Raw genomic sequence first — 24,648 nt, 5'->3', positions numbered from 1 at the left:
TTGTATGTATTGCTTTGCTTGGTTTAGAGCAGATATACAATAAAAAATATTGGAAACTTCCTTTGATTTATGGATCAATTGGTTTTATTATGAATTATTATTTTTTAAGAAAAAGATAGCCACGAATTCACGAATTATTCTATTTAAATTGATAAATAAAGCTTCTAAATAAAAAAAGCGCATGAATTTCATGCGCTTTTCTATTTTACATTAAATTGACTTATTTAACGATCAATTTTTTAGTTACGTTAAAATCTTTAGAAACAATATTTACAATATAAATTCCTGAAGATAAATGGTGGTTAATTTGTCCTGATGAAGAAAGTCTTTCAGTTAAAACCGTTCTTCCATTCATATCTGTAACTGAAATTTCAGCATTTCCATTTGTTAATTCAGGCATCAAAATATGAAATTCATTATTTGTTGCAGGATTTGGATAAATACCAATTACGGGTTCAGTGAAAGCTTCTCCAATATTCAATGCTGATTTTGATGTTCCAACGGTTGTGGGTTCTAATTGCCATTGTGCGCTGTACCAGCCATCTTGTGAATTTCCGTATTGAGCAGAACCTGTTTGATTTTCGATATGAATAATATTTCCGGTCTGCCATCTGTTTCTTAAACGAGTCCAAGTTCCGTCTATGTAATCGCTTGACCACTGGGCACTCCAGAACGTAGTATCAGTAATATTACATTGAGCACTTCCAGTTTGTCCTTCGATGTTCATTAATTCGCCTGTTGCTACATTTTTCAGTACGAAATAAGTAGCATCAATTGCAATTTTCTGCCATTTGTAATTGTTACCAGAAACTGTTGTTCCATAACCAGTATTTGTTCCTGCATCAGATAAATAAGCACCCGTCCATCTGTTTTTGATAGTGTAATAAGAACCTCCAGATGGAGCTGTACTAACGGTAACCGTACAGGTACTTGTTTTGCTTCCGTCAACAGTTGTTACTGTGATGGTCGCCGTTCCATTCGCAACAGCGGTAATTAAACCAGAAGTATTTACAGTTGCAACAGATGTGTTGTTTGAACTATAGGTTACTGATTTATTTGTTGCATTTGAAGGAAGAACTGTTGGAGTAAGCTGCTGTGTTCCGCCAACGTTTAACGATGCCGTGGTTGGACTTAAACTCACACTTGTAACCGCAACACCAGTCCCCGGGTTTGAATCGTACCAAACGTTGTTCATGTACCAGCCGGTTTTGTTTCGGCTTAAATCGGCAGTTTGATTGGTTCCGTCGTTAAAGATTAAATTCGTTGAGGTTACATTTGTAAACGTATAGCTGTACCAGCCGTTTCCTGCGTTGGTCATGTTTACACCTGGCCAAGATGCATCAGCTAAAACTCCTGATGGTAAAGCGCTCCAATAATAAATTTTGATTCCAGTTCCCCAATTTGATGGTTTGTAAAAATAAACCGTGAAATTCGTATTTGGATTTACTGTAATTGTTGCCGAAGAAGTTTTATTTCCGTCCTGCGTTGTAGCTGTAATCGTTGCTGTTCCTGCCGAAACCGCTGTTACGAAACCAGAGCTGTTTACTGTTGCCACCGAAGTATTGCTAGATGACCAGATAACATTTTTATTAGTTGCATTTGCTGGTGAAATCGTTGCTGTAAGTTGCTGCGTATTTCCGGCATACAAACTAGCTGAAGTTGGAGAAACTGCTACAGATGAAACTGGGATTGCAGCCACTGTTATGGCAGAAGATGCTGTTTTATTCCCATCAGCAGTAGTAACGGTTATAGTTGCAGTTCCTGCAGAAATAGCTGTAACTAATCCCGAATTATTTACAGTGGCTACTGAAGTATTACTTGATGACCAAGTTACGTTTTGATTCGTTGCATTTGCAGGAGCAATTGTCGCATTTAATTGCTGCGTTGTTCCTAAACCAACGGTTGCGGTTGTTGGACTAACTGAAACGCCTGTAACCGCCACAACCGGAGCATTCGTATTAGTTAAAACCAAATATTCGAAAGCCGCAAAATTACGTGTAGAACCTGCTGTTAAAGTTACCGAAGCATTATTATTGTACGGATTAACATATGTTCCTGCTAGAGCCGCTGGAATAACGTATGATTTTGAAGCATTTCTTAAATTCGACATTACGATTACTTTTTCTGAACCTAATGTTTTGGTGAAAATGCTGATATCGTCGTTTGCATAAGTAGTTAAATCTCCACGACGAATTGCGGCGCTTGCAGTTCTAAAATTTAGAATTTTAGCAAAATCGGCAGCAGCAGTTGGGTTTTGCGACCAATTGAATTTGAAGTTCTGCCAAGGCCAGTCGGTTTTGGGTTCGTAGTCAATTTCTTGTCCGCTCATTAGGAAAGGAACTCCTCTCATGTAAGCCGAAACCAAAAAGTTAGCTACAATTCCATTATGGTTTTTAAATGCAACGAATGGCCTTCTTACGCCATCATCATTGGTGTAGGTGTCATGATTACCCGTATATCTAACGATCTGCTGATTTCCGGTTGCTTTAGCATATTCATACGTAGTCTGGTCTTGAAGTCTTTGCGAAACGGGTCCTCCATTCGCAATATCGTACAAACCGCTATGAAACCATCTGTCGCCGTAATTCATGTCAAAACCAACCTGAAAGTTTTCTTGTCTGTCACCTTCGGCTAACATTAATAAGTTGTGAGACGTTATGCTTCGAAGATTTGAATTTACTTCTGACCAAAAATCTAAAGGAGGATTATTGGCATAATCACATCGGTAACCATCAATATTGGCCGCGAAAATCCAGTAACGCATGGCATCTTTTATAGCTGCTCGTGTAGCTGAATTGTTAAGATCAAGAGCTGCAATATCTCCAAAATTTCCTAATTGCTGAATAGTTGTGCCGGTTCGTTTGTAATATTCAGGATGAGAAACGGTCCAGCCATGATCCCAAGAAGTTCCGTTGATGGCAATATCTAAAATAACTGCCATTCCACGACTGTGAGCGCCGTCAACCAAAGTTCTTAAATCAGCTAAAGAACCATATTCAGAACCGACAGCTTTGAAATCTTTGATACAATAGGGCGAAGCCGAACTTCGGGAATCGGTTCCGTGGGGGAAAATCGGCATTAAATAAATAACATTGGTGCCGAGTGCTTTTATATTGTCTAATCGGGCAGTTACTCCGGCTAAATTTCCGTTGGCACTAAACGGACGAATATGCACTTGATACATGTTGATATCTCTCGTATCCGGTACTCCTGCGAATGGCGTTCCGTATTGAGCAGGATCTTGTGCATAAACAGAACTTGCTAATAATAACAGAAAACAAAATAGTGTTTTCGTAATATGAAATAATCTCGTGGTAATGTTGATTTTCATAATAGTAGTTTTTGCATGCTTGTCGGCATTTTTTAACTAAAATTCATTCTCACTCGTATTGGTTTTTAAATTCGACAAACATTTTGTGGTTAATAGTTTTCAATAGTAAGTTTTTAATTTTTTGCTCTTAAATGAGCATAGTTTTTCCGCCACGAATTCACGAATTAGTACAAATTTTATCTGTGTTCTTAATTCGCGGAATTCGTGAATTGCTTCGCCTATTCGCTATCGCTCGGGTCGTGGCGGAAAAAACTTAGTAATCTATAATTTTTTCAATCCTTTTAAATCAGAAGCAGTTCCTTCTTTGATGCTGATGGCAACACCTCCGCCGGGAGCTAAATACTGCTTCAATTTGCTTTTTGAGTTTACGATCACTTTAGTAACAGTATATTTCTGCGGATTCTGATTCCAATTTGCCTCTTTAGCATCGGCATAAATAGTGGCGACGAAATTTTTTCCTGCAGGTAAATAATCAAATGAAAGGTTTGCTGTTCTTGCATTTTCATCTGTAATTCCGCCAATAAACCATTCGTTTTTGCCTTTTGCTTTACGTGCAATTGTAATATAATCTCCAGGTTCTGCTTCTAGAATATAACTGTTATCCCAATCTACAGCCACATCTTTAATAAACTGAAATGCATCTGGAAAACGCTCATAGTTTCCTGGAATGTCAGCAGCCATTTGCAGCGGGCTGTACATGGTTACATAATAAGCCAATTGTTTTACTAAAGTCGTATTTACTCGTTGTGAACTTCCTGTTCCGTAATACGAAAGATCAGTCTGGAAAATTCCAGGCGTATAATCCATTGGACCTCCCATTAAACGGGTAAAAGGTAAAATTGTAGTGTGATCTGGAGCTAAACCTCCCATAGATTCGAACTCAGTACCGCGCGCTGATTCCTGAGCAATCCAGTTTGGAAAAGTTCTGTTTAATCCTGTTGGTCGAACGGCTTCGTGGCTGTTGATCATAATTTTATAATCGGCAGCACGTTTGGCAACGTTAATGTAATGGTTTACCATCCATTGTCCATCGTGATGTTCGCCGCGAGGGATAATCTGTCCTACGTAACCTGTTTTTACAGCATCATAACCATTATCATTCATAAATTGAAAAGCACGATCCAAACGACGTTCGTAATTGGTAGCTGATCCAGAAGTTTCGTGGTGCATGATAATTTTTACACCTTTAGAAGCAGCATAAGTATGAACTGCTTTTACATCAAAATCTGGATATGCGGTTACGAAATCAAAAACGTCTTCTTTCCAGTTGCCAATCCAGTCTTCCCAGCCAATATTCCAACCTTCTATAAGGATTGCATCGAAACCATTTTTAGAAGCAAAATCAATGTATTCTTTTGCACGTTCTGTTGTAGCTCCGTGTTTTCCGTTTGGAGTCAGTTTGGTGAAATCATCCGTCATTTTTACGTTGTTTTCTTTTCCAAAAGCCCAAGTACTTCTTCCGGCAACAAAATATTCCCACCAAATTCCGATGTATTTCACAGGTTTAATCCATGAAACATCTTTATAACTCGTTGGTTCGTTAAGATTTAAAATCAATTTTGAAGCTAAAATATCGGTTGCTTTATCGCTTACCACAATGGTTCTCCAAGGTGTTTGGGCATCAGTCTGCATATATCCTTTTGCTCCAAGAACATCTGGTGCCAAATGACTGGTCATTTTGTTGGTTTTAGCATCAACTTCAAGATACATTGCCGGATAATTGATTAATCCTGCTTCGTGAATGTTGATATATAATCCATCATCAGATTTCATCATAGATGGCGTTTGTACAGAAAGTTCTTTGATGGGCTGCTGTGCATTAATTTCAATGGTTGCTTTTTTCATCAAAGACGGAATTTCTGAAATCTTCGAAGTCGTATAAGCATATTCGTTGGTATCGTAATCTCCAGGAATCCAGAAAATTTTATGATTTCCTGCCAATTGAAATTCGGTGCGCTCTTCTTTAATTACAAAATAATTCAGATCATTCTGTTTTGGAAATTCATATCTAAATCCCAATCCGTCGTTGAATAAGCGAAAACGAATACGGATAAATCTATTGTTATTTTTTGCCTGAGCTAAGGTGACAACCAATTCGTTGTAATGATTGCGAATGGTTTTTTCTTCTCCTAAAACTGGATTCCAATTTTCATCAAAAGTAGATTGAGCGGTGTTGGTAATGGCAAAACCATCCATAAACGAAGCCCTGTTTTGCAGTTCTAAACCTAATGAACTGGGTTTAATAACAGGTTTCTGTTTGTATGATAATTGGTAAGACGGAATGCCGCCTTCTTTTAATTCAAATTTTAAGGAAAGGTTTTTGTCTGGCGAAGTTATTTCTTGTGCCTGAAGCCAGAATGTGGCAAGGATAAAAAATAAAAGCGCTGTTTTTTTGCTCAAACGCATTTGAAGCAATGATTTTTGGGATTGAAAATTCATGTTATTTAGTTTTGTGCAAATTTAGGTTTTAAAGTTGCTTTAGGTATTAATTTTTCAGCACTATATATTGATAAGGCTGAAGTGTGATATCTGAACCCACTGTTACGGCTGCTCCAGTAAAGGCATCTTTCCAGTTTCCTTTTAAGGTATTTGGAATAAGATGTTTTACAGCTGAATTGGTTAAGTTAGAAAGAACAAATACTTTTTCGGTATCGTTTACCATGGTGAAAGCACTTACGGCATCGCTGCTGTAACCTGTAAATGTTCCTTTTTTTATAGCATTACTGGTATTTCTAAAAGCAATGATTTTTTTGTATTCGGCCAGCATTTCATTATCTGCTGTCGACCAATCGATTGGTGTTCTTGAGAAATAGTTTAGTCTTTGTGCATAACCAATTTCCTGTCCGTTGTAAATCATTGGAACTGATTTTAAATACGCAGCGACAACAAATGTAGCTATAGAGCCTTTTTTACCTCCAAAAAGTTCCAAAGGTGTTCCTTCAGAAAGGTTTACGTCATGATTACTGGTGTATCTTACGACTCTGTTTTCAGGATTATAATTGTTGGCATATTCTGTAGCATTCGAATCCTGAAGTGTAGTTGCAGGTTTATTGTTTTTGAAAAGCTGCTCTAAAGTATAGAAAAAATTAAATCCAAAAGTATAATCGAAACCTGATGCAAAGTGATTGTATTTTGATCCTTCAGCTAACATCAAAATGTTTTGATTTTTTTTAATTTTTCTCAGTTTTGTTATGGCATCTGCCCAGAAATTATTCGGAACAAAATCAGCATAATCACATCTGAAACCATCAATGTTAGCATTGTAAACCCAGTAAGACATTGCATCAATCATCGCATCTTTCATTTCTGTGTTATTGAAATTTAATTGTGCCACATCGTTATAATTTGTTCCAGGCGGAATGATGATATTACCATTTGTATCCTGCTGATACCAATTTTTATGCTGTGTAATCCAAGCATTGTCCCAAGCGGTGTGATTGGCAACCCAGTCGAGGATAACAGCCATGTTTTTTTTGTGCGCTTCTTCAACTAAAGTTTGAAGGTCTTGTAAAGTTCCAAAATCAGGATTTACGGCTTTATAATCTTTCACAGCATAAGGCGATCCTAATTCTCCTGAAGCTCTTTCTTTTCCAACTGGATAAATTGGCATTAAGTAAATAACATTTGCTCCTAATTCCTGAATTTGTGTTAATCTGTCCTGAACCGCTTTTAGGGTTCCCGCCTGACTAAAAGCACGAATGTTTACCTGATAAATTATGGCATCTTCTTTCTTTGGCATTTTTTCAAAAGGTGCTCCATATTGCGTATACGGAGATTCAGGAGTTTTGTTGTCGTCATCAGAAGAGCTGCATGACATAAAGGCTAATGCAAGCAATAATCCGTAAACGATTTTTATATTAAATTTCATAGTTTGTCAATTTAGTTAATAAATTCGACAAGTTTAAGATAGCCTGCCTTTCGCTCAAAAAAGGCAGGTATCACTCAAACTAATCTAGCTTTATTATAATGTTAGATTATTTTTTAACGATAGTACAAGTTGCAGTTGCAGGATAACCTGTGGTTGCAGGATCTACTTCGTTTATTGTAAAGGTTACTTCATAGGTTCCTGCTTCGCCAATAGTGTAAGCACCTCCGTTATCCAGATTAATGGTGTTTGTACCCGGATCTGCCGGTCCGTAGTTGATGGTCCATGCATCGTTTAGTCTGAACTTTAAAGCTCCCGCAGCTAAATCGGCAGTAACTTTCCAAGTTTTTGTCTGATGATCATAACTCATTGGGGTGCTTTTGTCCCAGCCACCTGAAGTTGCGGTTCCTATGATTCCCCATGCATACGGCGCTTGTGACCATTTTAGGGTGTTTAAATTCACTTTGATTTGATAAGATCCTGCTCCTGGAAGGACAAAATCAGTATCGCTCATGTTTTTCAAATCATTATTTGTAGCACCAGCACCATAGAATTGCGCCCAGTTTCTTTCGGTATTTAATTTAAATCCAGGTCCTGCTCCTTCAGCAACCGTCATGTACCCTTGATACACTCCTTTTTGAATTGCTGTTAAAGCGGCTGCGGTTTCAACTGCCCAGCCTTGATAGCTTCCCGGCATATAAATTTCACCAAAAACTACACTTTTTTCATAAGGAGTTATCGTAAGGGTGATAGGATTTGAATAGATTTTTCGATCCATTGCAGCTTCTACACGAACTACTAATTTTCCGGGGATATCTATAGGAAGTCCTAAATCGACTGCAATTTTGTTAAGTTCCTGACCAGTTAAAGATTTGCTTAAAACATCGGTTCCTACTTCGATGCGTTTGGCTTTCTGCCAAGCCGTGCTTCCGCTTGTGTCTCCAATTAAATCAAACTGAACAGCGTAGGTTACAGGAGCTTCAATGGGAAAAGAAACTGAAGGCCATGAAATTAGTAAAACAGGATCATCGGCTGTGTCTTCTGTAAGAACTAATGTACTTGATGAAACGGTAATTTCAGATGGAAAACTAACGGATTTCAGGGTCGTTAGTTCGGCACCGCTGTCACAGGAAGAACCCAGAATGAGCAGACTGCCTAACAAGAGTAATTTATTGATATATTTTTTCATGATCGTTTTGTTTTTAGTAACCCGGATTTTGTTTTAGTCCTAAATTGGCATTTAATGCAGAAGTTGGAATTGGAAATAACTTTCTGTAAGCAGGAGATGCTGGTCTGAATTCGTTTGCCAATAAAAATTTGTCAAAACGAATCATATCTTGTCTTCTGTGTCCTTCCCAGTTTAACTCAAATCCTCTTTCGTTGTAAATGTCATCAAGAGTAGGATTGTGATCTAAAGCATTTAATCCGGCACGTTGTCTGATCTGATCAATAAAAGGTTTTGCTGCTCCGGCATTTCCTAATCGAGTATTGCATTCTGCGATCATTAAAATGATATCAGCATATCTAAAAATTGGGAAATCGTTAGAAGCACCGCCTCCGGTTCTTGGTGTTGCAGGATAAAATTTTACATTACGAACTCCCGCTTGAGGAGCTGCTCCCGGATTGTCTAATGAAGCCACATCAAGTGTGTAATTGAAACCTCCCGGTTGTTCTCCGAATAAAAATTGTTTTCTGCGGATATCATTTTCATCGTATTTCAAGAAAAATTCTTTTGGAACAATAGTACCATTCCATCCGCTGTACCCAAATAATGCCTGAGCATGAGGTCCGTATAAACTGCGGACTGCATACACATTACGAGAAACAATGTCTAAAGTTGCATAAATAGATAGGATTGTTTCATCTTCAGGAAGTACATCTCCAAATAGTTCGTAATATTTATTTCCAAGCGGATTTGCTGCATCTGCTGCACCTGAATGAAGTGAAAAACCACCTTCGGCAACTTTGTTACAAGCTGCTAAACATTCGTTCCATTTAGAAGTTCCTGTATATACTTGGGCATTTAGATATACTTTTGCTAATAAAGTATAACCAGCCCATTTATTGAATCTTCCGTAATAATTACCACCTTTTGTACCAGATAATAAATCAACGTTTTCGGTTAATTCTTTCACAATAAAATCATACACTTCTTTACGGCTTGATTGTGGGATTTTATCAACTGTGATGTTGTTATCCGTAAAGAAAGGAACATCACCAAAATCATCAATTAATAAATAGTAGAAGAAAGCTCTTAATACTTTTGCTTCGGCAATTTTAGAAGATTCGGCATTTGATTTTTCTAATAAACTTACGGCTAAATTAGCATTGAAAACAGCTTTGTATAACCAGTTCCAAGTATTGTTGATAATGAAATCGGTAGGCAGCCATTCGTGTTTGTGTAAACGGGCAAAATCCTGCTGCCAGTCACCTGTATTTCTGTGAGGTATAACCTGCTCGTCAGATGACATACAGTTCATATCGTACCAGCCGTTATCGGCACCGGCATATCCTACTCCAGAAGCACCTTCTCTTGCAAATTCACCCGGAATTTGTGCGTATACATTGGCAAGTGCGATATTAGCTCCTTCAGGAGTTCCGTAAAATTCATCTGCAGGATATCTGTCATAGACATTTTCATTGATATCTGTACAGCTAAAAAGTGTCAGGAAACACGCGCTTCCTGCTATTAGTATATTTTTAATTTTCATCTTTTTTACTATTTAAATTTTACAGTCAAACCAAACGCAACACTTCTGGTACGAGGATAAATTCCTTTATCGCCTCCGAAGTTATCTCCGCTGCCGCTTACGTTTAATTCAGGATCCATACCTGTATAATCTGTAATCAGGAATAAGTTGTTTCCTGTAAGCGAAAGTCTAATAGTATCAATATATTTATCTGAAAAACGGAAACTATATCCCGCTGTAAGATTTTCTAAACGGATAAATGAACCGTCTTCTAACCATAAATCAGAACCGTAAGGAGAAGTATAAATTCCTTGATCTACAGCACTCGCCAGAACGTTCGATTTACCAATATTTTCCATTCGGCTTAAATTAGAACGTAAGCCGTTGTAAATTTTATTTCCTCCAGAACCTCTTACTAACATCGAAGCGTCGAAGTTTTTGTAACGGTAAGAAGGGTTAAATGAAAAAGTATAAGTTGGAAGAGCCGAACCTGCATAATAACGGTCTGGACTTCTAGTTCCCTGATCAATTACCCCATTTCCGTCACGATCCAAAACGGTTTCAACATTGTTTTCATTTTTACCAGTATGCTGAAGGATGTAAAATGCTCCAACTGGTTTTCCTTTTACTAAATAAGAGTTTTCAGCTCCCCAGCCTACATAATCAGTATTCAAAGGAACTCCGTTGATGCTGCCGCTTAAGTTAAGTACTTCATTTTTCATGAAAGAAAGGTTTCCTGCAAGTGTAAGCGTACTATTGTCTGTTTTAATTACGTCGTAAGCAAGAGATACTTCAAGACCTTTGTTTGAAATACTTCCCACATTTGCCATGATTCGATCGTGTGGAAATGGCGGCTGAGGTACTACATAATTAAATAATAAGTTTTCTGTTTTAGAGGTATATACATCAACAGTTCCTCGTAATCTATTGTTTAAAAGTGCAAAATCAAGACCTAAGTTTGTCTGTTTTTTAGTTTCCCATTTAAGATCCGCATTTGAATTTTGAACAACAGCATAATTTGTAATAAGCTGTCCTCCAAAATTTACAGTACCCGAACGATCAACTAACGCAATTGACTGCTGCGGATAAAGTCCTTGCTGATTACCTGTTACACCGTATCCTGCACGAAGTTTTAATTCATCAATTAAGGTCTGGTTGTTCATAAATGGTTCTTTGTTAATCTGCCATGCTACAGATGCAGAAGGGAAATCTCCCCATTTATTATTAGCTCCAAAAACAGATGAACCGTCACGACGAATACTCGCTGTCAATAAATAACGGTCTAATAAAGAATAATTTACTCTTCCTAAAAATGAAACTAAACTTCTGTCATTTTTATAGGAAGTCATATCTCCGGGACGAACGCTTGACATGTCACCAAATTGAAGCGCATTGTAAGTTGTTTTATCATTCATAAAACCTCTTGCTTGTGCATAATTTCCTTGATAAGTCTGACTTTGCCATTCGTATAAACCTAATACGTTTATATTGTGTATGCCAAATGTTCTTTTATAATTAAGGCTGAGGTTGGTCAGCTTTTCATTTTGTCTTTGATTATTGATGTTCGCAAACCCTTTTTGATCAATAGCAAAAGCAGCTGTTGATTCTACAGGTTGGAAATAACCATAGGTTACATTAGTTTTTCTCCAGCTCCCAAACCAGTTTGCGGTTAAACCTTTTGCTAAATCCAAATCAGCTTTTAAACTTCCGAATAAATTATCGTTTTGCGCTTCGTTAGTAGTAGTTTGTGCCGCCGCATAAGGATTTAAGTATTGAAATACGTTTGGATCTGTAAAGTAAGTTCCATCTGTATTATACACAGGGTCTGTTGGACGCATCAAATAGGCATTTGTAATTAAATTTGATGTAAAAGCTGCTGTACCAATGCTTTGAATACTGTTTGTAGTATTGTTTACACCAGTATTTAAGTTAAATGTCAACTTCAGTTTATCATCAAAAGCTTGTTGAGTTGCCTGAATTCGTCCGATGTATTTTTGATTACTCGAATTGATAACAACTCCGTCTTGAAGAATAGCCGTTAAAGAAGCTCTGTAATTGAATTTATCTGTTCCGCCTCCAAAAGATAAAGTATGTGTTTGTGTAATCCCAGTTCGTGTTAAAAGTCCGTACCAGTCTGTATTTGAGCCATGATTTGCCGATGCCGGAACACCGACACTTTGCGCTGCCGACCACCATTCATCAGCATTTAACATGTTTAATTTCTTCGGAATAAAATCTAAAGCAGTAGAACCAATATATTCCATAGTAGTTTTTCCGGCTTTGTTCTTTTTGGTAGAAACGATAATAACTCCAGGTGCACCGCGAGAACCGTAAACGGCAGTGGCAGAAGCATCTTTTAAGATATCGATACTTTCGATTTCACTGGGCGGAATTTGGTTTAATAAATCCATATTGCCTTGAATTCCATCTACTACTACTAAAGGGTCACTCCCTCCAATTAAAGAAGAAATTCCACGAATACGAACGCTTGGTCCAGTACCTGGTTCGCTACCAACTTGGGTAATGTTTACACCCGCAGCTTTTCCAGAAATTAATTGCAGCGGATTTACAATTGCGCCCTGATTCATGTCTTTTGCAGCGATTGAAGAAACCGCTCCTGTTACATCTCTTTTTGTAGCAAGACCATAACCTACTACTACAATTTCCTGTAAATCAGTTGCGTCTGGAAACAATTGAATGTTGATTGTATTTTGATTCGCAGTTACTCTTTTTTCCTTGTATCCTACAAAAGATACGATAATTACAGACTGGCTGCTTTCGACAGTAAGTTTGTATTTACCATCGAAATCTGTAACCATTCCGTTTTTTGTTCCTTCTTCAATAACAGAAGCTCCCGGTAAGGGCATGCCGTTTTCATCTGTAATTACACCCGAAACTGTTTGTTTTTGAAATTCGATAATTTGGGTTTTGAGTTCTGGTTTTTTTAGGATAATCTGCGTATCGCGAATTTTAAATTCGGTTGGAGTTCCTTTAAAAAGCTTGTCTAAAACCACATATATAGACTGATCTTTTACAGAAATTGAAACCGTTCGATCTAAGTCGATATCATTCAATTTGTAAATAAACCTGAAGTCTGTTTTTTGCTCAATGGTCTCAATAACCTTTTCGATTGTTGAATTGTTTAATTCTAGGGTGACTTTTGTTTTTTGGGCATAAGTATTTCCTCTAATATTAAACATGGCGACCAAAAGAAGTAGGGTAGTTAGTTTCAATTTTAGGTCATTTTGGAACACTCGGTATAAAAACCCAGTATTCTTTGATTTTTTTTTCATAATTTTGTTAATTGATTGTAGTTAATTCGTTATATTCAATCACTTAGTTAATCGGAAATTGTTCGCAGCTCTTTCCGATTTTTTTATTCCCGTAATGTTATTTCGTCATATTTGTATTTGGTTTTAGTGGTTATTTAATTAGTATCTGATTGTTTTTTATCGTGTAGTTAATGCCATGGATTTCGTTAAAATAACTCATCACATTTTCTATAGATTCCTCTTTAAAGCTGGCATTGAATTTCTCGCTGGCGAGTTTCTCATTTTTGTTTACAATTGTAACATTATAACGTCTTTCAAGCTTCGTAATAATGTTTTTGAAAGTCATATTTCTAAACGTTAAACCTCCATCAATCCAAGAAGTATAAATATCTGTGATAACCGCTTTGGTTGAGATTTTTGCATTTTCTTTATTAAAACTTCCTTTAAATCCAGGTTTTAAAATAGTGTTTTTTGCAGCATCAAATTCCTGACTTGATTCGTACATTCCAACTGAACCTTCTACTAAAACAACATCTGTCAGTGCATCTTCTGGATAATTAGATACGTTGAAATGCGTTCCTAAAACACGAACATTCAATTCATCTGCATTTACGATAAACGGATGTTTTTTATCTTTAGCAACATCAAAGAAAGCTTCACCATCTAAAAATACCTGTCTGTTTTCGCCAGCAATAAATTTCACCGGATATTTCAGCGTTGTTCCTGAATTCAAGTGAACAAATGTTCCATCAGATAATTGCAGACGGAATTTTTTTCCATACGGAATTTTAATTGTGTTGTAAATTAATTTCTCAGAATCAGAATTACTTTCATATACTAATTTGTCTCCGTTTTGATTTCCAACAATATTTCCTTTGGCATCTTTTACTTGAGCCGAATTGTGTTCAGAAATTACCTGAACTTCACCGTTTTCAAGTTGTAAAACAATATCTGAGCTTTTAAAATCGAATTTTGGTTCTACAGCTTTGTTTGACATATTTTGTTTGTAAAAAAAGCCAATTCCCAATAAAACAATTACAGAGGCAGCAATCGAAATATACTTTCTGTAATTTGATTTTCTTGACGGAAGCTCGATTACTGTTTCTTCTTCTTTTGAAGTCTTTAAGATATCCGCAAAAATATCATCGGCTTTCTGCTTTTCCATTTTCGGCATTTCTGCTAACAGATTTTGGATATCTTCCACAGTTGGGAAGTCATCGGTAAGCTGATTTTTTTTATAATAAGCAATTACCTCGTTCGTTTCTTCGGGTGTACATTGGTTTAAAACAAACTTTTGTAAAAGACTTTTTATTTCAGGATTTGAATTCATTACGAATTATTTTGTTGGGGGTTTTAATAGTATACAGTTGAAAAGCATTTGAGTACTACTCAAACGTTGTAAATTTTTAAATTTTAACATTTAAAAACGATTGTTATATTGTAATTATTTGAATTTTAAACATTTGCAAGATTATGATTTTTGTTAAAAATGCGATATATTTTTTTTTCAAGCTTATTAATTAGCTGCAGGCAGATTTAAAAAGGAATAAATGGTACACAGAACCTAAGGTTTCAACTTGGGAACGGAAAGAATGATAATAACCCATTTTTCGAGATTGAGACCTTAGATGCGGCAAAAAAAAATCACTCTTGGCAAAGAGTGATTCAATTGGTTAAAATGTGGTTTTGGTTAGATAATTTCATCATGAACCTGAAAAAAGACCCGCATCGATTCTAATGCTTTGCTCATTTGATTCCTGACAGTATTTATAGATATGCCGAGTTCCTGACTTATTTCTTCGTAACTCATGCCTTTCTTTCGTGACATTTTGAATATTTGTTTCCGCTTTGGCGGTAATTGTTTCATGGCCTGCTTTCGGAGTTTTTTGCAGTCTTCTTCACGAATCGCGTAATCTCCGTATTCATGTGATTTCTGGCTTTCATAAAAAACAGCTTCCTTAAGTTCTAAATCATTTGCTGCTTTGTTTAATAAATTAAAAGCCTGATTTCGGGCAATTGTAAAAATATAAGCTTTAAAAGATTGTTCTGTGTTTAAGTTCTCGCGATGCTGCCAGACTTTCATAAAAACATCCTGAACATTCTCCTCTGCGGCTTCTTTCGATTTTAAAAGACTAATGCTGTAGCCATATATATCTTGATAATACAAATCAAAAAGAGCACGAAACGCTTTTTCGCTGCCATTTTTGAGTTCGCTCACCAACAATTTGTCACTATGGTCTTTGGCTTCCAACATTAAATTAATTAGTTTGTATTTTAATCTAATTATATTACGATACTATCAAAAATCGACATTCTAATCCCTTGAGAGATTAGCAAATATATAAAAATATTATTCTCATAAAAAAATGCTAAAATCAACTTATTTGTGGTTTTTTGCAGTAAAACTATCGTAATCTCAATAAATACGCTGTAAATTGCCTATTATTAAGTTGATAAATTTTTGGCTTAAAAAATAAAAATTAACTATTTTGCGGTTTTAATTTTGAGAATATTCTTATTCTGATGATAATTAAATGAAGAATTAAGAATGCATATTCATAAAAAAAATCCTTTTATCTTAGAAAGACAAAAGGATTAAATTGAAAATTGAATCTATTTAAGATATAAAATTAAATTTTTATCAAATTAGTTTTTAAGGTCTTTGATTACTTTAAAAGCAACATCAACCTGATCTTCACCTACTAAAATAGTGAATTCGTTTGAAGTAGAAATTACTTCATTGATGATGATTCCTTCCCAAGCCAAACGTTGGAAAATGAAGTAATAGATACCAGGAACAACGATATTTTCTTTTGGTAATTTTACTGTAATGGAAGCAAGATTATCTAATTTCTGAATTAGTTTTTCTCTCATAAAGTGTTTTTCAACTAAATGATTCACACTGCTGCTCACTACAATATTCGTTTCGTTTACGCCACGTGATGAGGTATAGAAAATATCAGATAATGCATTTATATCAGAAATTAAATCAGCTTGTTTATTCAATACAGTTTCTGAAGCTGCGAATGTGTAATCCGTCAATTCTGATCTTACTGTAATTTCACCAATATTCTTGATTACTTTGTTGATTTTGTGGTTTAATTTAAAATCTAATTCTTCAGTCAATCGTTTCAGAGACATCACTACAGCACCTTGTTTTACCTCTTTGCCAAATTCATTTTCCAGCTCAGTCATAATGTTCCGAGATAGAGAAGTCAAATTGATAATTCCCAGTGATAACGCGTTTAAAAGAAATGGTTTTGTTTTGATGTAATTTTCGACGATGGATGAAACGGTTTTCATAATTTTTTTTCTTTTTTTTTGTAACTTAAATTGGTTGGTTTAGTTAATTTGATGTTATAAATCTTTGCAAATATAAATAAAAAAACAAATTGTTACAATTATAACATTAAAAAATTATGTTAAAAATGATAAAAAGCATCAGTAAGGTGCTCAATTGCAAATGATTCCTCATTTTTATGGATCGCAATTATGTCAAAACGGATTTCTAAATCATCTTTAAAATCCTTTTCCCTATCGTTTATGTAGGCATTTACTGCTTTTATGAGCAGCTGAATTTTTTTCTGTTTGACAAAATCCTGCGGGGAACCAAAATCTAAATTCGATCTTGTTTTTACTTCAACGATGGCTAAAACAGCATCTTTTTGGGCAATAATATCTATTTCGGCTTTTTGTGGAGAAATCCAGTTTCGATCTAGTATGGTATACCCTTGTTTTTCGAGATGTTCTGTTGCCAGGTCTTCTCCTAATTTTCCTAAATCATTATGTTCGGCCATTTTTTAAAAGTTTTTTAGTTTGAGTCTCGGTTTTCAGTTTTAGTTTCGGTCGAATTGCGAGATTCTATAGGCAAGCAAAAACGCGAAATCACAAAGTATAATTGAACTTTGCAACTTCGCGTTTTTGCGATATGTAATAGGTGGTATTTTTGAATTTCCTTAAAAAGGATTCGTATAGTTTTATTTCTGGAACGTAACAGTACTTCCAGATGCGTTTACATCAATTGAAATAGTGCTTCCCATAATCAAAGCTCTATTATCCTGAATATGTCCGGCAGGAAAGTTAAAAATTACTGGAATATTGTATTTCTTAGTTACGTCATCAATAATTTCCAGAGCATTTTTTCCCCACGGCACTTCGTTGTCTTTCATTTTCGTCATACCACCAACGATAATTCCTTTTAAACTTTCGATACAGCCGTTTCGACGTAAATTCATCATCATACGGTCAATATGATACAAGTATTCATCTAAATCTTCAATAAATAAAATCTTGTCTTTACAGTCAATTGCAGATGGTGATCCTAATAAGCTGTATAATATAGAAAGGTTTCCTCCAACAATTTCTCCAGTTCCCTGTCCGAAACGATTCATGGCATGCGGAGGAATAGAATAGGAAAGTGGCTCGCCAAATAGACTTGATTTCATTGAGCTAATAGCAGCAGGAGTAGCACGCGGAATCGTAACCGGCATAACACCATGAATAGATTTGTAACCCATAGTATTTAAATGATTATGCAAAACCGTTACATCGCTAAAACCAATAACCCATTTTGGGTGTTGCTTGAATTTGGTAAAATCCAATAAATCTAGCATTCTTACAGTTCCGTATCCGCCTCTAACACACCATATTGCTTTAATATTTGGATTGTCTAATTGTTTTTGAAAATCGGCAGCACGCTGTTCGTCTGTTCCTGCCAGCTGGTGATAATCCAGACTAATTGAACTTCCTACGACTGCTTCTAAGCCCCAGCTTTTAAGTAAATCAATGGTTGGTTTTAAATTGTCATCGATGTTTTTTCTTGCAGTTGCGACAAGCGCTACAGTATCTCCTTTTTGTAAATAAGGCGGTGTTATCATGATTTGTTGAGATTGACAGTTGAATGATTGTAAAGCAAAAATAAGAAATGCGATTTTACAAAAGGTAAAACGTTTCTTGATGTGCCCAATATTTAAGTTCATAAGTATTCTTTTGCTTAAAATTATACATTATTTTTTTAAAACCCTGCTAAAATCAGCCTCCATATTGTTCCTGTAATTTATTTAAAAGAATCATTAAGCCTTGATCTGCTTCTTCTGATTGTACATTGGCAAATAAAATGAAAGCTTTGTTAATTGAAGGGCAAAGATACACTTTGGTTAAAAAAGTGCCCGGACTTCCGTTATGAAACGAATATTTAAGTCCGTTTTCTTTGATTTCAGATTGCCATCCAAACGAATATTCAGGAAAGCCGTAATGCATATTATTGAATTCTTCTGCAGTCAAAAGTTTCGATTTTCCTAATAAGCCTTGAAGTTGCATTTGCGTAAATTTACAATAATCAGGTAAACTACAGTTGATATTTCCTGCAGATGAAAGCCAGTTTAGTTTATAATTTAGAGCAGGTTTTTCGGGTTTTAAGTTTTCATCATGACCCCACGGTTGATTTTTATCTTTAATATTAGGTTGTCCAAAATCAAAATCGATATTTAAAGATTTTCCTAATTCTTTCACTAGAGTTTCATACGCTTTTCCAGTTGCTTTTTCAAGCATTAATCCTGCAGCCACATAACTAGGATTTGACCAGTAAATATCTTGTTTCTCTACATTAAAATTCTGTCTGAAAAACCAAGCTATAAATTCATATCGTTGCTGCTGGTTGTTTCCAGTAATTTCCTTTTGTGTTGGTGTTTGATTTCCGTATGACCAGATTGGGAGTTTTGCTCGAAAAGTCAAAAAATCTTGCAAGGTAAAATTATAAGTGTTTGGATTGCTTTTGGTTTTTAATTCAGGATATAAATCAAAGAATTTAGTGTCCCATTTTATCTTTCCTTCTTTAACCAAAAGTGTTGCAATATAACTCGTAATGGTTTTTGTCATTGACCCTAAACGAAATCGGTCATCAATTTTAGCTTTAGAAGATGGATTATTTCGCTGATATCCCAAAGCTTCCATTTCAAATATAGAATCTGAAGAAACAACTGCATAAGCCAGTTCGGGAATTTTGTATTGTTCTCTGATTTTCTCTGCCAATGCATTATTTTTTTGTGCATAAAAAGCAGGAACACAATTAAGAAAAAAGATAAAAACAAGGATTTTTTTCATTGATAAAAGCTTCAGATTTTTTAAGCAAGTTACATGACATTTTCTGAGAAACAAAAATATAAAACAGAAAATAAATTAATATAAATTTCTTACAAATATTTATTTTCTTAAATTGTGCCTTTTTAAATGCCGAAGAATTATGCGTACCATTTTCAAGCTTTATTTATTTTCTTATTTATCTGTTGCATCGTTATTCGCTCAGCCAAAAAAATACAACATTCACACAATCGCTTTTTACAACTTTGAAAACCTTTTTGATACCATTAATGATCCAAGTACAAATGATGACGAATGGATGCCAGCTGGAAGGCAGCATTGGACAAAAGAAAAATACGAACAAAAACTGAAAAATCTTTCAAGAGTAATTTCTGAAATTGGAACTCCCGAAAACTCTAATGCACCAACTTTAATTGGTTGTTCTGAAGTAGAAAACAGAGGTGTAATTGAGGATTTAATTAAACAGGAAAAACTATCAGGTTATGATTATGGAATCATTCATTTTGATTCGCCCGATCAGCGTGGAATTGATGTGGCACTTCTATATCAGAAAAAATATTTTCGGCCAACAACTTTCTCCAATATTCCTTTATTGATTTATAAAAATAAACCTGTTGCTGAAGAAGTTCAAAACGAAGATTTAGGAGATGTTGAAATCAAAATTGATAACAACCGAATTTTTACTAGAGATCAACTTTTGGTAAGTGGTTTTCTAGAAAATGAAGAAATTCATATCATTATCAATCATTGGCCTTCGAGATCTGGTGGAGAAAAAGCCAGCAGTCCGTATCGCGAGGCAGCAGGAAAACTAAATCGAAGGATTATTGATTCGCTTCAGCAAATAAATCCGCAGGCAAAAGTGATTACGATGGGCGATTTAAATGACGGCCCTTTTAATAAAAGTATAAAAATAGCTTTGGGAGCAAAAGCCAAAAAATCGGAAACCTTAGAATTTGAAACCTTTAATCCCTTTGAAGAAATGGCTGAGAAAGGTATGGGAACTCTAGCATTTAGAGATTCCTGGGATATTTTTGATCAGATTATCATGACACAGTCTTTTATTCAGCCCGATTTTTCCAGTTATAAATTTTGGAAAGCTGGGATTTTCAATAGACCTTATCTCATTCAAACTTCTGGAAAATATAAAGGATATCCATTGCGGAATACGTTAACAGAAGCGGGATTCAGTGATCATTTTCCTGTTTATATTTATTTAGTGAAAGAGTTTTAGTTTCGGTTTTTAGTCGCAGTCGCAGTTTTCGGTCTCAGTTTCAGCAAATCTGAAAACTGCGACTGCGACTGAAAACTAATAACCATTGACTGAATACTTTTCATTAACTTAGCTATTCATAAATTTAGAATCCAAAAAAATGGCTATAGCAAAACCTTTCAATCTTACTCAATGGATTGAAGAAAACCGACAATTACTAAAACCACCTGTTGGAAATAAAAATCTGTATGTTGATTCCGGCGATTATATTGTGATGATTGTAGCGGGACCAAATGCCCGAAAAGATTATCATTATAATGAAACAGAAGAACTGTTTTATCAATTAGAAGGAAATATAAAAGTTGTCATTCAAGAAGATGGAGAGCGAAAAGAAATGGTATTAAATGCGGGAGATATGTATCTGCATCCTGCTAAAGTGCCACATTCACCAGTTCGTTCAGAAGGTTCAATTGGTTTAGTAATTGAGAGAAAACGTGCCGGACTTGGTTATACTGATGGATTGCTTTGGTATTGTGATAACTGCAATCATAAGCTTTATGAGGTGTATTTTGAACTTCATAATATCGAAAAAGATTTCCTGCCTCATTTCGAGCATTTTTATAATTCAGAAGAGTTAAGAACCTGCGATAAATGCGGAACTATAATGGAAAGTGATCCGAGATTTACGGCTAAGAAATAATATTGATTCAATCTAAAATATAGACCCGATAAATTTAAAATCTGTCGGGTTTATTTATGATTATTTTTTAATAAAAAATCTTTCTCTATCTATTTTGATTTATATTTGTATCATATATGATATAAAAAAGAATTGATTATGATACAAGAAATTATTGCCTATAAGAATATTGTAGATAATATGGAGGATTTAATGAATAAATCACCTTTTAAAAAAAATTATATTATTGAACAAGTCGGAATCCCAAGTCCAACATTTTACCGTAAATTAAAAACACAGACTTTTACTCCAGATGAAATGCTCTTAATAGCAAAGATATTATCACCAGAAGAAAACTATATGTTAGAATTGAAGGCTGATATTGAACAAGGAAAGCTGGATATAAAGAATGGAAATTTTATCACACATGAAGAAATGTTAGCTAAACTCAAGAAAAGAAATCTTATATAAAGATATCTATTGGTTTTTGTCGATTGTTGTAGAAAGTAATCAATTCGATATACTCATCTGTTACTTCATAATATAATGTAACGGTTTTTGAAATGACGATACTTCGGCATTGTAATTTTGGGTTGTATTTTCCAAGTGAAGGATTATTTTCAAGCAGAGTTATTATGTGTAAAACATCATTAATAAACTTTTGAGCTATGACAGGTGACCAAAAATGTTTAAGATAATTCTCAATAGTTTCAAAGCTGTATTCTGCTTTTTTAGACCAAATAATTTTCATTTACAATTTCATTACTTGGCTAAAATATAAAAAATAACTTACAAAAAATGTAGCTATAACTCAAATTTCTTCCCTTGCTCAGGATAAATAATCTGTATGTCTAAATCATTTTGAGCTTTGAGCTGTTCTTTGATTTTAATAATGTTCTTTGCGGGAGGTTTTAAATGTGTGATAATAATTTTGAAATTTTTTAGAGAACCTTTTCCAGCTAAATCTTCCAGCACATGAAGTTCTTTCATTAAATAGTTTGGAGTTAAATGCCCGAATAAAAACTGATCTGGCTGTTCATTCGGAAACGAAACTTCAATAAAAATACCTTTCAATTGTTTATTCTGTACTAAATGAGCAACAGCTGTCCACAAGGCTTTTAATTTATCGCTTTTTTCTACTGAATCTGGACCAGTGTCTCCTAAATACAATGCATAAGAATCTTCATTTTTAACCAAAAATGCGGTACTTTCAAATGGGTTTACATGACTTAATGGAAAAGCTTTCACCTTCATTTTTGTATTTGAAACAGGAGTTTCTTCTGCTACATTTAAGGTTTGGAAATGGTATTTTTTTAATGGAAATCCAGGACCTTTATCGCCAAAATTAGCCCAAGTCTGATCGTTAAAATAATGGTTCTCCATCATTTCCATGCATTTTTCTGTAGCATAAACTGTTTTGGAAGAATCTGCTGGAGAATTAATTATTAAACCAGAAACATGATCCAAATGTGCATGCGAAATGAAATATCCTTTTATATATTTTCGTAAAACATCACTGGTTGATATTTTAAAAACTTTATTATCAATTGCTTTTTCTATTCCCGCATTTATGGTTCCGGCATCAAGACAGATAAAATCAGTTGTATTAGATGGTGCCAATAAATAAGCCGAAAGATTTTTTTCATCAATACCACCTTTTATTCCTAATGGTACAACTTGAAATGAAGATTTATCTTTTTGCGAGAAAACAGTTGTTGAAATTAAAAGCAGACAAAGCAAGAAACGAGAGAAAGTGGACATATTTTATATATTAAGTCTTGCAAATTTCATTAAATAAATCAATAAATGCCTCTTCATTTCTGTTAATACTATCAAATAAGCTTAAATTTACTTTGATTTATGAATTCATTTCAATTTGAAATTAATTCTAAAACAATATCTTTACATAAAAAATATAACAATTTTAACTAAAAAAGTTACAATGACAACAATAGCATCACAATTTGGCATGAATGAAGCACTTGAAAAACTAGGAATAAAACTAGTAAATGAAGGAACTTCAACAGGAGTAGAAAACTTTTCATCGGGTGAGATTCTAGACAGTTTTTCTCCTGTAGACGGAAAACTTATTGCTTCGGTAAAAACTTCAACACTTGAAGATTATGAAAAAGTAATGCGTTCAGCAACTGAAGCTTTTAAAACTTTTAGATTAATTCCTGCGCCGCAGCGTGGTGAAATTGTGCGTCAGTTTGGAGAAAAATTACGTCAGAATAAAGAAGCTCTTGGTAAATTGGTTTCTTATGAAATGGGAAAATCATTGCAGGAAGGGTACGGAGAAGTACAGGAAATGATTGATATCTGTGATTTTGCGGTTGGATTATCACGTCAGTTGCACGGTTTGACCATGCATTCTGAAAGACCTGGACACCGTATGTATGAGCAATATCATCCGTTAGGAATTGTGGGGATTATTTCGGCATTTAACTTTCCTGTTGCGGTTTGGTCATGGAATACGGCTTTAGCTTGGATTTCGGGTGATGTGTGTGTATGGAAACCTTCTGAAAAAACACCTCTTTGCGGAATTGCCTGCCAAAATATAATTGCTCAGGTTATTAAAGAAAATAATCTTCCAGAAGGGATTTCGTGTTTGGTAAATGGTGATTATCAAATAGGTGAGTTGTTGACGAAAGATACTCGTATTCCGTTAATTTCGGCAACAGGTTCTACCAGAATGGGTAAAATTGTGGCTCAGGCTGTTGCAGCGAGGTTAGGAAAATCATTGTTAGAGTTAGGAGGAAACAACGCAATTATTGTAACTCCAGATGCTGATATAAAAATGACTGTTATTGGAGCTGTTTTTGGAGCAGTTGGAACAGCTGGACAACGTTGTACTTCTACAAGAAGATTGATTATTCATGAAAGTATTTATGATAAAGTTAAAGATGCTTTAGTAGCAGCGTATAAACAATTACGAATTGGAAATCCTCTTGATGAAAACAATCATGTTGGACCGCTAATCGATACTCACGCAGTTGAAATGTATGCAGTAGCACTTAATAAAGTGGTAGCAGAAGGAGGAAAAATTTTAGTGGAAGGCGGAGTACTTTCAGGAGAAGGTTATGAAAGTGGTTGTTATGTAAAACCAGCAATTGCAGAAGCTGAAAATTCTTTTGAAATTGTACAGCACGAAACGTTTGCTCCAGTTTTATATTTGATTAAATATTCTGGTGATGTTGATAATGCAATTGAGATTCAAAATGGTGTAGCGCAAGGATTGTCATCTGCAATTATGACAAATAATTTGCGTGAAGCCGAAAGATTCTTATCGGTTACAGGTTCTGACTGTGGAATTGCAAATGTAAACATTGGAACTTCTGGTGCAGAAATTGGAGGCGCTTTTGGTGGTGAAAAAGAAACCGGCGGCGGACGCGAATCTGGATCTGATGCTTGGAAAATTTATATGAGACGTCAAACAAATACAATCAATTATACTACCAATCTTCCTTTGGCACAAGGTATTAAGTTTGATTTGTAAATTGTC

19 protein-coding genes are annotated in these 24,648 nt (G+C 35.1%); 5 read left to right on the top strand and 14 right to left on the bottom strand.

Translation table 11 applies throughout. The annotated features are described in order from the left end of the window. Positions 1-14: 14 nt before the first annotated feature. Complete coding sequence (locus P2W75_RS22580; RefSeq protein ID WP_373921620.1) at positions 15-119, top strand: DUF5683 domain-containing protein; 105 nt, start codon at positions 15-17, stop codon at positions 117-119. Positions 120-220: 101 nt separating this feature from the next. Here the strand turns inward: P2W75_RS22580 and P2W75_RS04280 are convergent, their stop codons facing one another. The 12 genes from P2W75_RS04280 to P2W75_RS04225 all read right to left on the bottom strand — a co-directional run bounded on the left by P2W75_RS04280 (position 221) and on the right by P2W75_RS04225 (position 19,260). Continuing rightward, entirely contained in the window at positions 221-3,331 is a 3,111-nt protein-coding gene (locus P2W75_RS04280) for an Ig-like domain-containing protein (RefSeq protein ID WP_276379042.1), read from the bottom strand. Between the two features lie 261 nt (positions 3,332-3,592). Continuing rightward, positions 3,593-5,737 (bottom strand): glycoside hydrolase family 97 protein, encoded by a 2,145-nt coding sequence (locus tag P2W75_RS04275; protein WP_276379906.1) that lies wholly within the window; start codon positions 5,735-5,737, stop codon positions 3,593-3,595. Between the two features lie 79 nt (positions 5,738-5,816). Further along, on the bottom strand, positions 5,817-7,199 hold the full coding sequence (locus P2W75_RS04270; protein WP_276379040.1) for an alpha-amylase family glycosyl hydrolase: 1,383 nt from the start codon (positions 7,197-7,199) through the stop codon (positions 5,817-5,819). 106 nt (positions 7,200-7,305) lie between these two features. Then, positions 7,306-8,385, bottom strand: coding sequence for a SusE domain-containing protein (locus P2W75_RS04265; protein WP_207298270.1), 1,080 nt, complete (start codon positions 8,383-8,385; stop codon positions 7,306-7,308). 13 nt (positions 8,386-8,398) lie between these two features. Continuing rightward, entirely contained in the window at positions 8,399-9,907 is a 1,509-nt protein-coding gene (locus P2W75_RS04260; RefSeq protein WP_276379039.1) for a RagB/SusD family nutrient uptake outer membrane protein, read from the bottom strand. A gap of 8 nt (positions 9,908-9,915) precedes the next feature. Next, positions 9,916-13,119 carry a TonB-dependent receptor gene (locus P2W75_RS04255; RefSeq protein WP_276379038.1) on the bottom strand — a complete coding sequence of 1,068 codons (3,204 nt, stop codon included), beginning with the start codon at positions 13,117-13,119 and terminating at the stop codon, positions 9,916-9,918. 190 nt (positions 13,120-13,309) lie between these two features. Continuing rightward, entirely contained in the window at positions 13,310-14,488 is a 1,179-nt protein-coding gene (locus P2W75_RS04250) for a FecR family protein (protein ID WP_276379037.1), read from the bottom strand. Between the two features lie 360 nt (positions 14,489-14,848). Beyond that, positions 14,849-15,412 carry an RNA polymerase sigma factor gene (locus tag P2W75_RS04245; protein WP_276379036.1) on the bottom strand — a complete coding sequence of 188 codons (564 nt, stop codon included), beginning with the start codon at positions 15,410-15,412 and terminating at the stop codon, positions 14,849-14,851. Positions 15,413-15,804: 392 nt separating this feature from the next. Then, a complete protein-coding gene (locus tag P2W75_RS04240; protein ID WP_012023298.1) occupies positions 15,805-16,461 on the bottom strand; it encodes a hypothetical protein in 657 nt (218 codons plus the stop codon). A 119-nt stretch (positions 16,462-16,580) separates the two neighbouring features. Beyond that, positions 16,581-16,955, bottom strand: a complete 375-nt coding sequence (locus P2W75_RS04235) for a YraN family protein (protein WP_207298265.1) — start codon at positions 16,953-16,955, stop codon at positions 16,581-16,583. A gap of 180 nt (positions 16,956-17,135) precedes the next feature. After that, positions 17,136-18,035 (bottom strand): LD-carboxypeptidase, encoded by a 900-nt coding sequence (locus tag P2W75_RS04230; protein ID WP_276379905.1) that lies wholly within the window; start codon positions 18,033-18,035, stop codon positions 17,136-17,138. A gap of 154 nt (positions 18,036-18,189) precedes the next feature. Further along, positions 18,190-19,260, bottom strand: coding sequence for a serine hydrolase (locus tag P2W75_RS04225; protein ID WP_276379034.1), 1,071 nt, complete (start codon positions 19,258-19,260; stop codon positions 18,190-18,192). Positions 19,261-19,399: 139 nt separating this feature from the next. Between P2W75_RS04225 and P2W75_RS04220 the strand changes: the two genes are divergently transcribed. The 3 genes from P2W75_RS04220 (at position 19,400) to P2W75_RS04210 (ending at position 21,617) form a co-directional block, all read left to right on the top strand. Continuing rightward, positions 19,400-20,488: an endonuclease/exonuclease/phosphatase family protein gene (locus P2W75_RS04220; RefSeq protein ID WP_276379033.1), complete on the top strand. Its 1,089-nt coding sequence runs from the start codon at positions 19,400-19,402 to the stop codon at positions 20,486-20,488. A 139-nt stretch (positions 20,489-20,627) separates the two neighbouring features. Then, positions 20,628-21,167, top strand: a complete 540-nt coding sequence (locus tag P2W75_RS04215) for a 3-hydroxyanthranilate 3,4-dioxygenase (RefSeq protein WP_276379032.1) — start codon at positions 20,628-20,630, stop codon at positions 21,165-21,167. 138 nt (positions 21,168-21,305) lie between these two features. Next, complete coding sequence (locus P2W75_RS04210; RefSeq protein ID WP_276379031.1) at positions 21,306-21,617, top strand: hypothetical protein; 312 nt, start codon at positions 21,306-21,308, stop codon at positions 21,615-21,617. Here the strand turns inward: P2W75_RS04210 and P2W75_RS04205 are convergent. Both P2W75_RS04205 and P2W75_RS04200 read right to left on the bottom strand, forming a co-directional pair. Continuing rightward, positions 21,610-21,897 (bottom strand): type II toxin-antitoxin system RelE/ParE family toxin, encoded by a 288-nt coding sequence (locus P2W75_RS04205; protein WP_276379030.1) that lies wholly within the window; start codon positions 21,895-21,897, stop codon positions 21,610-21,612. The genes P2W75_RS04210 and P2W75_RS04205 overlap by 8 nt on opposite strands. 53 nt (positions 21,898-21,950) lie before the next feature. Then, on the bottom strand, positions 21,951-22,907 hold the full coding sequence (locus P2W75_RS04200) for an MBL fold metallo-hydrolase (protein WP_276379029.1): 957 nt from the start codon (positions 22,905-22,907) through the stop codon (positions 21,951-21,953). Positions 22,908-23,088: 181 nt separating this feature from the next. On the opposite strand from P2W75_RS04200, the gene P2W75_RS04195 reads away from it, so the two are divergent. Beyond that, entirely contained in the window at positions 23,089-24,642 is a 1,554-nt protein-coding gene (locus P2W75_RS04195) for an aldehyde dehydrogenase family protein (protein WP_276379028.1), read from the top strand. Positions 24,643-24,648: the final 6 nt, after the last annotated feature.

The organism is Flavobacterium sp. H4147 (assembly GCF_029360735.1).
Lineage (GTDB): Bacteria > Bacteroidota > Bacteroidia > Flavobacteriales > Flavobacteriaceae > Flavobacterium > Flavobacterium endoglycinae.
This window is presented reverse-complemented; position numbering and strand designations above follow the sequence as displayed.

Coding starts and splice junctions, on each gene's coding strand:
- P2W75_RS04205 (WP_276379030.1), bottom strand. CDS start 21,897: ATGAAAATTATTTGGTCTAAAAAAGCAGAATACAGCTTTGAAACTATT.
- P2W75_RS04245 (WP_276379036.1), bottom strand. CDS start 15,412: ATGTTGGAAGCCAAAGACCATAGTGACAAATTGTTGGTGAGCGAACTC.
- P2W75_RS04260 (WP_276379039.1), bottom strand. CDS start 9,907: ATGAAAATTAAAAATATACTAATAGCAGGAAGCGCGTGTTTCCTGACA.
- P2W75_RS04275 (WP_276379906.1), bottom strand. CDS start 5,737: ATGCGTTTGAGCAAAAAAACAGCGCTTTTATTTTTTATCCTTGCCACA.
- P2W75_RS04265 (WP_207298270.1), bottom strand. CDS start 8,385: ATGAAAAAATATATCAATAAATTACTCTTGTTAGGCAGTCTGCTCATT.
- P2W75_RS04210 (WP_276379031.1), top strand. CDS start 21,306: ATGATACAAGAAATTATTGCCTATAAGAATATTGTAGATAATATGGAG.
- P2W75_RS04235 (WP_207298265.1), bottom strand. CDS start 16,955: ATGGCCGAACATAATGATTTAGGAAAATTAGGAGAAGACCTGGCAACA.
- P2W75_RS04220 (WP_276379033.1), top strand. CDS start 19,400: ATGCGTACCATTTTCAAGCTTTATTTATTTTCTTATTTATCTGTTGCA.
- P2W75_RS04195 (WP_276379028.1), top strand. CDS start 23,089: ATGACAACAATAGCATCACAATTTGGCATGAATGAAGCACTTGAAAAA.
- P2W75_RS04215 (WP_276379032.1), top strand. CDS start 20,628: ATGGCTATAGCAAAACCTTTCAATCTTACTCAATGGATTGAAGAAAAC.
- P2W75_RS04225 (WP_276379034.1), bottom strand. CDS start 19,260: ATGAAAAAAATCCTTGTTTTTATCTTTTTTCTTAATTGTGTTCCTGCT.
- P2W75_RS04230 (WP_276379905.1), bottom strand. CDS start 18,035: ATGATAACACCGCCTTATTTACAAAAAGGAGATACTGTAGCGCTTGTC.
- P2W75_RS04270 (WP_276379040.1), bottom strand. CDS start 7,199: ATGAAATTTAATATAAAAATCGTTTACGGATTATTGCTTGCATTAGCC.
- P2W75_RS04280 (WP_276379042.1), bottom strand. CDS start 3,331: ATGAAAATCAACATTACCACGAGATTATTTCATATTACGAAAACACTA.
- P2W75_RS04200 (WP_276379029.1), bottom strand. CDS start 22,907: ATGTCCACTTTCTCTCGTTTCTTGCTTTGTCTGCTTTTAATTTCAACA.
- P2W75_RS04250 (WP_276379037.1), bottom strand. CDS start 14,488: ATGAATTCAAATCCTGAAATAAAAAGTCTTTTACAAAAGTTTGTTTTA.
- P2W75_RS04240 (WP_012023298.1), bottom strand. CDS start 16,461: ATGAAAACCGTTTCATCCATCGTCGAAAATTACATCAAAACAAAACCA.